General features: G+C 63.1%; 10 protein-coding genes. 6 read left to right on the top strand and 4 right to left on the bottom strand.

What is annotated here, in order from left to right:
- Nucleotides 1-45 precede the first annotated feature (45 nt).
- Complete coding sequence (locus HU729_RS23685) at nt 46-1,095, bottom strand: nitronate monooxygenase (RefSeq protein ID WP_186711715.1); 1,050 nt, start codon at nt 1,093-1,095, stop codon at nt 46-48.
- 234 nt (nt 1,096-1,329) lie between these two features.
- On the opposite strand from HU729_RS23685, the gene HU729_RS23690 reads away from it, so the two are divergent.
- Nucleotides 1,330-2,217, top strand: coding sequence for a LysR family transcriptional regulator (locus HU729_RS23690; protein ID WP_186711716.1), 888 nt, complete (start codon nt 1,330-1,332; stop codon nt 2,215-2,217).
- 99 nt (nt 2,218-2,316) lie between these two features.
- Here the strand turns inward: HU729_RS23690 and HU729_RS23695 are convergent, their stop codons facing one another.
- Both HU729_RS23695 and HU729_RS23700 read right to left on the bottom strand, forming a co-directional pair.
- Nucleotides 2,317-2,916, bottom strand: a complete 600-nt coding sequence (locus HU729_RS23695) for an FMN-dependent NADH-azoreductase (RefSeq protein WP_186666873.1) — start codon at nt 2,914-2,916, stop codon at nt 2,317-2,319.
- A gap of 110 nt (nt 2,917-3,026) precedes the next feature.
- A complete protein-coding gene (locus tag HU729_RS23700) occupies nt 3,027-3,341 on the bottom strand; it encodes a hypothetical protein (RefSeq protein WP_054893296.1) in 315 nt (104 codons plus the stop codon).
- Between the two features lie 49 nt (nt 3,342-3,390).
- On the opposite strand from HU729_RS23700, the gene HU729_RS23705 reads away from it, so the two are divergent.
- From HU729_RS23705 to HU729_RS23720, 4 genes are read left to right on the top strand one after another with little or no spacing between them, the layout of a single operon-like run.
- On the top strand, nt 3,391-4,314 hold the full coding sequence (locus tag HU729_RS23705) for a LysR family transcriptional regulator (RefSeq protein WP_186666874.1): 924 nt from the start codon (nt 3,391-3,393) through the stop codon (nt 4,312-4,314).
- A gap of 13 nt (nt 4,315-4,327) precedes the next feature.
- The gene (locus HU729_RS23710) at nt 4,328-5,140 is read left to right on the top strand and encodes an alpha/beta fold hydrolase (RefSeq protein ID WP_186666875.1); all 813 of its coding nucleotides are present in this window, start codon (nt 4,328-4,330) and stop codon (nt 5,138-5,140) included.
- A complete protein-coding gene (locus tag HU729_RS23715; RefSeq protein ID WP_186666876.1) occupies nt 5,134-5,691 on the top strand; it encodes a peptidylprolyl isomerase in 558 nt (185 codons plus the stop codon). Before HU729_RS23710 ends, HU729_RS23715 begins: the two co-directional genes overlap by 7 nt.
- Before the next feature lie 55 nt (nt 5,692-5,746).
- Nucleotides 5,747-7,579 (top strand): ABC transporter ATP-binding protein, encoded by a 1,833-nt coding sequence (locus HU729_RS23720; RefSeq protein WP_186711717.1) that lies wholly within the window; start codon nt 5,747-5,749, stop codon nt 7,577-7,579.
- 96 nt (nt 7,580-7,675) lie between these two features.
- Here the strand turns inward: HU729_RS23720 and HU729_RS23725 are convergent, their stop codons facing one another.
- Nucleotides 7,676-8,803: a GNAT family N-acetyltransferase gene (locus tag HU729_RS23725; RefSeq protein ID WP_186711718.1), complete on the bottom strand. Its 1,128-nt coding sequence runs from the start codon at nt 8,801-8,803 to the stop codon at nt 7,676-7,678.
- 264 nt (nt 8,804-9,067) lie between these two features.
- Here HU729_RS23725 and HU729_RS23730 point away from each other — a divergent pair, with 264 nt between their 5' ends.
- Nucleotides 9,068-10,312, top strand: coding sequence for a putative porin (locus HU729_RS23730; protein WP_186711719.1), 1,245 nt, complete (start codon nt 9,068-9,070; stop codon nt 10,310-10,312).
- Nucleotides 10,313-10,425 lie beyond the last annotated feature (113 nt).

A 10,425-nucleotide genomic window follows, 5' to 3' on the forward strand; every position in this document is an offset into this window, starting at 1 on the left:
TTCGCGGGCAAGTCGGAGCGCCGAACCGCCCACAAATCTTGCCTGTCAGCGCTGCGCGTCGAGCTCGGCCATCAGCACCTCGACCAGCTGCGCGGCCGGCAGGGCGCGCGCCCGGTGGGCGCCGGTACCGGCCCATTGTGCGGCGAAGTCGCTGCAGCCCAGGGCAGTCGCCACGCTATTGAGTGCCTTGTTGGCATCGTAGGCGCGGGGATAATCCGGCACGCCCGCAGCACTCTTCACCTCGAACGCCCGGTTGACCATACCCCGCGCAGGCCGTCCGGAAATTGCGCTGGTGATCTGCGTCTGCCCCGCCCGTGGCCCGCTCAGCGCCTCACGGTAGGCCGCGTTGGCCGACGATTCCGGGCACAGCAAGAACGCTGTACCCAACTGCGCCGCACAAGCGCCCTGCGCGAACGCCTTGGCGATGTCTGTGCCATCCATGATTCCGCCAGCTGCGATGATCGGCAGTCGAACCTGCTCGGCCAACAGGCGCACCAACTCCAGCGTGCTCGATTCGTCGTCATGCTCAGGATCGAATATCCCGCGATGACCGCCCGCCTCGTAACCCTGGGCGATCAGTGCATCGACCCCTGCTTGCTGCACTTGCAGCGCCTCGTCCACGCAGGTCACGCAGGCCAGTAGCACGATACCGGCCGCCTTCAGCGCCTCGATGAACGACTGCGGCGGCAGGCCAAAATGAAAACTCACCACTGCCGGTTTTTCTTCCAGCAGCATCTGCAGCATCTCGGGGTCTTCGACGAACGAGCGATAGATTTCCCGCAGGCCCTTCGGCGGCTGGGCCTGGAACTCGGCAAAGCGCGCTTCGAGCGCCTTCAGCCAGGCGTCCTCGCGCACGTCATCTCGCAGCGCCGGGCGGTGGCAGAACAGATTGACGTTGAACGGTTGTTGGGTCAGCGCGAAGGTTTCGCGTATGTACTGGCGAGCCTGCTCGACAGAGCTCGCGCCGATCGCGATCGACCCCAAACCACCCGCATTCGATACCGCCGCCGCCAGCGCTGGCGTAGAAACGCCCGCCATGGGCGCCTGGATGATGGGGAAACGGACGTTCAGCAAAGCCTGGATGTCAGTGGTCATGGAGGTTGCTCATCATGGGTTGCTCATGGCGGGTGCGCATGTCCGTTGGCGGGGAGCGAGCCCAGAGTTGACCTTAAGCGCACCCATGAATTTTCACAAATGATGATAAATGATGAATTCCATCACTGATCGTGAACCAGCAGTCTGGCCCGGTCGCCTCCAAGCCACTGGAAAACCGATCATGAAATGATGCATAAACACCCCATCAATCATCATCAGTGATAGGTAGTCTCCATGGAAATGCGCCAGTTGAAGATCTTCTGCGCCGTGGCCGAGCTGGGCAGTTTCACCGCGGCTGCGGTCAGGATCAACACCGTGCAATCCAACGTGACCATGCGCATCAAGGAGCTCGAGACAGAGCTCAAGCGCGAGCTGTTCATCCGCAGAAAATCCGGCGTCGTGCTCACGGTCGCGGGCGAGACGTTTCTCGGGTATGCCCGGCGCATCCTGCAACTGGCCGAAGAAAGCCGCAGCGCCCTGCTCGATACCGGTGTACCCAACGGCCCGCTGCGCCTGGGCTCGATGGAGACCACTGCCGCCATTCGCCTGCCGAAGATCCTCACCCGCTACCGCGAACAGCATCCCGATGTGCAACTGTCGTTGCTCACCGGCACCACTGCCGAACTGATCAAGGCCATCGAGTCCCACCGGATCGATGGCGCTTTCGTCGGAGGGTTTCACCAGAATCCGATGCTTGCCCAGCAAGAGGTGTTCAGCGAGGAACTGGTGCTGGTCAGCAGCGACCAGTTCGATTCGCTCGACACCTTGATGGCGCGAATGCCCTCGCAGACAGTGCTGGTGTTTCGCAGCGGCTGCTTCTACCGATCGACGCTGGAGAACTGGTTCTATCGGATGGGCCTGGTGCCCAACCAGATCATGGAAATGGGCAGCCTGGATGGCATCCTTACCTGCGTCTCGGCGGGAATGGGCGTGACTCTGTTGCCCAGGTCGGTGACGCAGAACTGCAGCGTGCGCCATGCGATTCGCTGCCATGAACTACCCGCGGAATTCTCCCGCGTGTCCACGGTGTTCATCCGTCGCCAGGATTCGTTGCCGACCTCGGCGATGAGCGCCTTCATGGAGCTGGCGCAGCAGCGCAGGGACGCGGCGGACCTGTACTGAGCCTGGCGCAAAAAAAAGCCCGGCCATTCGCATGACCGGGCACATACACCCAAAGGAGCAACAGGTGTCAGGGTTGGGAATTCGTGGACGCCTCGCGCCTCAAGCCACTGCGGCGAGCTTCGCCTTGGCCTGGTTCAGGCCTTTCTCGTGGAAGTCGCCGCTCATGTTCAGGCCCTCGGCGTGAATGAAGTTCACCTCGTGGATCCCGATGAAGGCCATCACCTGGCGCAGGTAGGGTTCCTGGTGATCGCTGGCAGCGCCGGTGTGGATACCGCCGCGGGCAGTCAGGACGATCGCACGCTTGCCGTTGAGCAGCCCCTGCGGGCCGGTCGGGGTGTACTTGAAGGTGATGCCGGCACGCAGCACATGGTCGAGCCAGGCCTTGAGTGTGCTGGGGATGGCGAAGTTGTACATGGGCGCCGCCATCACCAGCACATCGGCGGCCAGCAACTCATCGGTCAGCTCGTTGGAGCGGGCCAGCGCATCGATTTCAGCCGCGCTGCGCTGCTCTTCAGGCTTCATCCAGCCGCCGAGCAGGTTGGCGTCCAGGTGCGGCACCGGGTTGACCGCCAGGTCGCGTACCTTGATCTCGTCGGCAGGATGCGCCGCTTGCCACTGCTGGATGAAGTCGCGGGTCAGTTGACGGGAAACGGAATCCTGTTGGCGGGCGCTGCTTTCGATGATCAGTACGCGGGACATGGGGTGCCTCCATCGGCAAATAGGGTTGCGATTCGATGGAGGTGAGATTAAGACTTGACCTATCGATAAAAAAGCGTAAAAAGTGGGTTCAATCTATCGATTAATTGGTTTTATTCCGGTTTGCAGCTCAGGTCGATGCGCAGCTTGATGATCTGCCGGTTGAACTTGGCCGTCACATCCACGCTCTTGCCGGCCGGCACATTGACCCGACGCACCCTCGGCGCTTCGGGGCCATTGCGCATGGTGACCTTGCAGGCAGCCGGCACCTGCCCGTAGTTGTTCAGGCTGATGCTGCCGATGTCATAGGCGGTGTCGTACGCGGTGTAGTCGAGCTTGACCCCTTCGATCTCCTTCTGCACATCGATGGGATAGGCCATGGCGCTCAGGGGCAGGGACGTCAGCAGTACCGCAAACCATTTCTTCATTTCGCGCTCTCCTTGTGATGAGCGCAGCTTAGGACAACAGGAGCCGAAGATGAAAGCGCCGCGCGTGACCCTGGATCAATGGCGGACCCTGCAGGCGGTGGTCGATCACGGCGGCTTCGCCCAGGCCGCCGAAGCGCTGCATCGCTCGCAGTCCTCGGTGAGCTACACCGTGGCGCGCATGCAGGAGCAACTGGGCGTGCCGCTGCTACGCATCGACGGGCGCAAGGCGGTACTGACCGAGGCCGGCAGCGTGCTGCTGCGTCGCTCGCGGCACCTGGTCAAACAGGCCAGCCAGCTCGAAGACCTGGCTCACCACATGGAACAGGGCTGGGAGGCCGAAGTGCGCCTGGTGGTCGACGCCGCCTACCCCAGCGCCCGGCTGGTGCGCGCACTGAGCGCGTTCATGCCGCAGAGCCGCGGCTGCCGTGTGCGCCTGCGTGAAGAAGTGCTGTCCGGGGTCGAGGAAGTACTGCACGAAGGCATCGCCGACCTTGCCATCAGCAGCTTCAACATTCCCGGCTACCTGGGCGCCGAGCTGAGCGCGGTGGAGTTCGTCGCCGTCGCCCACCCCGAGCACAGCCTGCATCGCCTGGGCCGAGAGATCACGTTCCAGGACCTGGAAAGCCAGTTGCAGGTGGTGATCCGCGACTCCGGCCGCAGCCAGCCACGCGACGTCGGCTGGCTGGGTGCCGAACAGCGCTGGACCGTCGGCAGCCTGGGCACCGCGGCGACCTTCGTCGGCAGCGGCCTGGGCTTTGCCTGGCTGCCCCGGCACATGATCGAACGCGAACTGCGCGAGGGCCTGCTAAAGCCTCTGCCGCTCGATCAGGGTGGCAGTCGCCACCCGCTGTTCTACCTTTACTCGAGCAAGGAAAAGACCTTGGGTCCGGCCACGCAGATCCTCATCGAGCTGCTGCGCAATTTCGACACCGCGCCACTGGACGTGCCCTTCGCAGCCCCCCCGCAAGCCTGAGAGGACCGCGCCCATGGCCTGTTTCGAACGTGACGGATGCCTGCTGCACTATGAGGAACATGGCCAGGGCGAGCCTCTGGTACTGCTGCACGGGCTCGGTTCGAGCAGCCAGGACTGGGAGCTGCAGGTCCCGGAGCTGAGCCGTCACTATCGGGTGATCCTGATGGACATTCGCGGCCACGGCCAGTCGGCCAAACCTCGCCACGGCTACCAGATCAAGACCTTCAGCGAAGACTTGCTGGCCCTGCTCGACCATCTGGACACCGGCCCGGTGCACTTCGTGGGCTTGTCCATGGGCGGCATGGTCGGTTTCCAGTTTGCCGTCGACCATCCGCACAGGCTGCGCAGCCTGTGCATCGTCAACAGCGCCCCCGAGGTCAAGCGCCACAACCTCGAACACTGGATCTGGTGGGCCAAGCGCTGGAGCCTGGCACGCCTGCTCAGCGTCGAGACGGTCGGCCAGGGCCTGGCCGCGCGCCTGTTCCCCAAACCCGAGCAAGGCGAACTGCGCCGCAAGATGGCCGAGCGCTGGGCGCGCAACGACAAGCGCGCTTACCTAAAGAGCTTCGACGCCATCGTCGACTGGGGTGTGCAGGAACGCATCGGGCAGATCCCGTGTCCGACACTGGTGATCGCCGCCGACCACGATTACACCCCGATACAACAGAAAGCGCGCTACGTTGCCCTGATGCCCCATGCGACACTGGCGGTCATCGAGGATTCGCGGCACGCTACGCCCCTGGACCAACCCGAGGTCTTCAACCAGACCCTGCTGCGTTTCCTCGCAGCCGCATCCACCTCTCAAGGATCATTGAGCCCATGCTGAAGAAACTCCTGCTGACCGCCTGCTCGTTCGCCTTCGCTGCCAGCGTCATGGCGTCCGACAAGACCCCTCACGTGCTGCTGACTACCAGCTTCGGCGATGTCGAGATCGAACTGAACGCCGAAAAAGCCCCCATCAGTACGAAGAACTTCCTGGAGTACGTCGACAGCGGTTTCTATAACAATACGATCTTCCACCGCGTGATCCCGGGCTTCATGGTCCAGGGCGGCGGCTTCACCGACCAGATGGTACAGAAGAGCACCAAGGATCCGATTCGCAACGAAGCCAGCAACGGCCTGCAGAACACGCGCGGCACGCTGTCGATGGCCCGCACCTCGGATCCGAATTCGGCCACCAGCCAGTTCTTCATCAACGTGGCCGACAACGACTTCCTCAATCCTGGTCGTGACCGCGGCTACGCCGTGTTCGGCAAGGTGACCAAGGGCATGGAGGTGGTCGACCAGATCGTCAACTCCCCCACCACCGTCAAGAAAGGCATGCGCGATGTACCGGCCGATCCGGTCTACATCAAGTCGGCCAAACGTATCGATTGATCGCGGGTCTCACAGGATGTGACGCCGCCCGCGAGCGGGATCAACAGGAGTTTCCATGCTGTACCGTCGCTTCGAACAACTGATCGACATCTTCCGTGAGGCGCCCAGCGAGGCGCCGCCGAGCACGGTCTGGCCGTTCTACCTGTACTACTTGCGCCAGGTCTGGCCGAGCTTTCTCGCCTTGCTGGTGGTCGGCCTGGTCGCCTCGCTGATCGAGGTGGCCTTGTTCAGCTACCTGAGCCGGATCATCGACCTGGCCCAGGGCACGCCCAACGTCAACTTCTTCAGTGAGCACAGCGGCGAGCTGATCTGGATGCTGGTGGTGGTCCTGTTGCTGCGGCCGGTGTTCTTCGGCCTGCACGACCTGCTGGTGCACCAGACCATCAACCCGGGGATGACCAGCCTGATCCGCTGGCAGAACCACACCTATGTGCTCAAGCAGAGCCTGAACTTCTTCCAGAGCGACTTCGCCGGGCGCATCGCCCAGCGCATCATGCAGACCGGCAACTCGCTGCGCGACTCGGCGGTGCAGGCGGTGGATGCGCTGTGGCACGTGCTGATCTACGCGATCAGCTCGCTGGTGCTGTTTGCCGAGGCCGACTGGCGCCTGATGATTCCGCTGCTGGCCTGGATCGTCGGCTATATCGCCGCGCTCTACTACTTCGTGCCGCGGGTCAAGGAACGCTCGGTGGTGTCCTCGGACGCACGCTCCAAACTGATGGGGCGGATCGTCGATGGCTACACCAACATCGCCACCCTCAAGCTGTTCGCCCACACGGACTACGAACAGCAGTACGCCCGCGAGGCGATCAGCGAACAGACCGAGAAGACGCAACTGGCCTCACGCGTCATCACCAGTATGGATGTGGTGATCACCACCCTCAACGGCCTGCTGGTGGTCGCCACCACCGGCCTTGCCCTGTGGCTCTGGAGCCAGTCGCTGATCAGCGTCGGCGCCATTGCCCTGGCCACGGGCCTGGTGATCCGTATCGTCAACATGTCCGGCTGGATCATGTGGGTGGTCAATGGCATCTTCGAAAACATCGGCATGGTCCAGGATGGCCTGCAGACCATTGCCCAGCCGGTCTCGGTCATCGACACGCCCAATGCCCCGGCATTGAAGGTCAGCCGTGGCGGCGTACGTTTCGACGATGTCGACTTCCACTACGGCAAGGGTGGCAAGGTCATCGATGGGCTGAACCTGGATATTCGCCCGGGCGAGAAGATCGGCCTGATCGGCCCGTCCGGTGCGGGCAAGTCCACGCTCGTCAACCTGCTGCTGCGCCTGTACGACGTGCAGGGCGGGCGCATCCTCATCGATGGCCAGGATATCGCCCAGGTCAACCAGGCCAGCCTGCGTGCGCAGATCGGCATGATCACCCAGGACACCTCGCTGCTGCACCGCTCGATCCGCGACAACCTGCTGTATGGCCGGCCGGACGCGAGCGACGAGGAAGTCTGGGAGGCCGTGCGCCGTGCCCGGGCCGACGAGTTCATCCCGCAGTTGTCCGACGCCCAGGGCCGCACCGGCTTCGACGCCCATGTAGGCGAGCGCGGGGTCAAGCTCTCCGGCGGCCAGCGCCAGCGCATCGCCATTGCCCGCGTGCTGTTGAAGAATGCGCCGATCCTGATCATGGATGAAGCGACCTCGGCGCTGGACTCGGAAGTCGAGGCAGCGATCCAGGAGAGCCTGGAAACCCTGATGCAGGGCAAGACCGTGATCGCCATCGCCCACCGCCTGTCGACCATCGCCCGGATGGACCGTCTGGTAGTGCTGGAGAAGGGGCGTATCGTCGAAAGCGGCAGCCACGCCGAGCTGCTGGCCCAGCAAGGGCTGTATGCGCGGTTGTGGCATCACCAGACCGGCGGGTTCGTCGGGGTGGATTGAGGGGTTCTAACCGGCCAGGTAGCGCGTTGCACTGACGGACAGCGCGGTACCTGTGGGAGCGGGCTTGCCCCGCGATAGTGCCGGCACAGACCCCACTCAACCCCGCCGATACGGCAGCATCTCCCGTGCCTGCTCGGCATACGCCCTCACCCCGTCTCGCTCCTGAGCCAGAAACTCATCCACCGCCCGCCGCAGCCCAACATGGCGCAAGTAGTGCCACGAACGCGTCAGCACCGGTTCGAACCCGCGGATCAGCTTGTGCTCCCCCTGGGCACCGGCGTCGAACCGCTGCAGCCCCTCGGCAATCGCGTAGTCCATGCCCTGGTAGAAGCAGGTCTCGAAATGCAGGCGGTCGAATTCGTCCAGGCAGCCCCAGTAGCGACCGTAGAAACTGTCGCCCCCGACCAGGCTCAAGGCCATGGCCACGTCGCGGCCGTTCTGCCGTGCGACCACCACCCGCAGCGCCTCGGGCATGCGCTCGGCCAGCAGGCTGAAGAACTCACGGGTCAGGTAGGGCGCACGTCGTCGCACCGCATAGGTGTTGGCATAGCAGCGGTAGACGAAATCCCAGCGCGCCTGGTCCAGCTCATCGCCGCGCAGCCACTGGAAGTCGATGCCCTGCCCGGCCACCTGCTCGCGCTCCTTACGCACCTGCTTGCGCTTGCGCGAGCTGAGGGTGTCGAGAAAGTCCTGAAAATCCCGATAACCACGGTTGCGCCAGTGGAACTGGCAGCCCAGGCGCTCCATCCAGCCCGGCTGGCCGAGCATCTGCTCGTCCAGGCTGCTGTCGGTGAAGTTGATGTGCGCACCGGACAGTTCACCCTTGACCAGGTACTCCGGCAATGCCTGCAGCAACAGCAGGGCGTCGGCAGGGTCTGCGCTCAGCAGGCGCGGCCCACTGACCGGGCTGAACGGCACCGCCCCGAGCAGCTTGGGGTAATAGGCGATACCCGCACGCTCACAGGCATCGGCCCAGCCGTGGTCGAACACGTACTCACCGAACGAATGCCATTTGCGGTACGCCGGCAGCAACGCCCGCACCTCGCCGTCACGCTCCAGCACCAGGTGCTCGGCGGCCCAGCCGGTCTGGCGGCTGACGCTGCCGCTGTCCTCCAGCGCACTGAGAAAGGCATGGCGCAGAAACGGCTGGCCGGCGGGCACGAGCGCGTCCCAGGACAGTGCCGGAAGGTCACGCAGGTGGGCAAGACTGTAGAGGCTGGTCACGACTTCGGCTCCCTGAACACAGGTCGCCAGTATCGCCAAAGGCGCCGGTTCGCTCAAATGACGACGACCGTTCTTATAACCAAGTGAGTAATTACTTAACAGCAGTGCCACTAAATAGACATTATTCTGTAATCCCCCCTCGCAATACTTGCGCCTGTTTTTCGGATGCCGAGAACCTGTCTAGTCAGGCCTTTTCCGGAGACATGCCAACTTGGGGGTGGGCGCACACAAGCCTCCCCACACTTTTCCAATAGGGAGAACCTTATGCGTCTTGTTTCTACACTTACCGGAGTTAGCCTCACCGGCATGATGCTGGCCCTGAGCGCCCCGGCCAGTGCTGCAGTCGACGCCAAGCTGCTCGAAATGCTCCGCGCCAACGGCTCGATCAACCAGGCGCAGTACAGCGAACTGCAGGCCGATCTGGCAAAAGAAACCAAGGAAAAGGCCGACCAGAAGGCACAGTCCGAACGCCTGAGCTCCTTCGAACAGAAAGTGGCATGGGCCGCCAAGACCCAGATCAAGGGTGACGTGCGCCTGCGTTACGAAGACGTCAACGTCGACAACCCACGCAGCGGCAGCAGCAACCAGGACCGCGAACGCGTCCGTGCCCGCGTCGGCTTCTACAGCGAAATCAACCCGCAGGTTGACGCTGGCGTGCGTATCGCCACCGGCAGCAGCGCCGATGGCCGCTCGACCAACCAGAGTCTGGACAACTACTTCGAGAAGAAATCGCTGTGGGTCGACCTGGCCTACCTCGACTGGCACCCGACCGCCATCCCGAACCTGCACCTGATCGGCGGCAAGATGCAGCAGCCTTGGGTGAGCATGGGCGACATCATCTGGGATAGTGACCTGAACCCGGAAGGTGTGGCTGTTACCTACAAGACCAACCTGGGCGGCGCCGAGCTGTTCGGCAGCGCCGGTCAGTACACCCTCAAGGACAACGTCGACGGCGACGGCGTGCAGTTCAAGCACGACGCCCAGCTGTACCACGGCCAGTTGGGTGCCCGCTTCGCACCGGCTGACACCCTCAAGGTCACCGTTGGCGGCAGCATCTACGGCTACGACAACGACAAGGAATCTGCCGCCCTGCGTCAGTTCGGCAACACCACCAACGAATTCAATCTGGTGGAAGGCTTCGGTCAGATCGACTTCACCGGCTTCGCCATCCCGCTGGCAGCCTACGGTCAGTACGTGAAGAACACCGAAAGCACCGACGGCGAAGACAAGGCCTGGCTGGCTGGTGTGAAGACCAAGCTCGGCGCCTGGAGCCTGGACTACAACTACCGCGACGTGCAGCGCAACGCTGTGGTCAGCGCCTTCACCGACTCCGACTTCGGTAACGGCTTCACCGGTAACCGTGGTCACAAGTTCAAGGTCGGTTACGAAATCGACAAGAACTTCGCTGTCGGCGCGGCTTACCTGATGGCCAAGACCGACCGTTCGCAGCTGCCGAACACCGACGCGGACGTCGACACCCTGCAGGTCGACCTGGAAGCCAAGTTCTAAAAGAACGCTCCCCTGCGTAGCTCAGCGGGAAGTGCCGACCCCATCCGGCGCTTCCCGCTTTTTTTCGTCTGCTGAAAATACAACGGCCTTTTCGCGGGCAAGTCGCAGCGGCG

The organism is Pseudomonas sp. RW10S2 (assembly GCF_014268985.1).
GTDB classification, from domain to species: Bacteria; Pseudomonadota; Gammaproteobacteria; order Pseudomonadales; family Pseudomonadaceae; genus Aquipseudomonas; species Aquipseudomonas wayambapalatensis.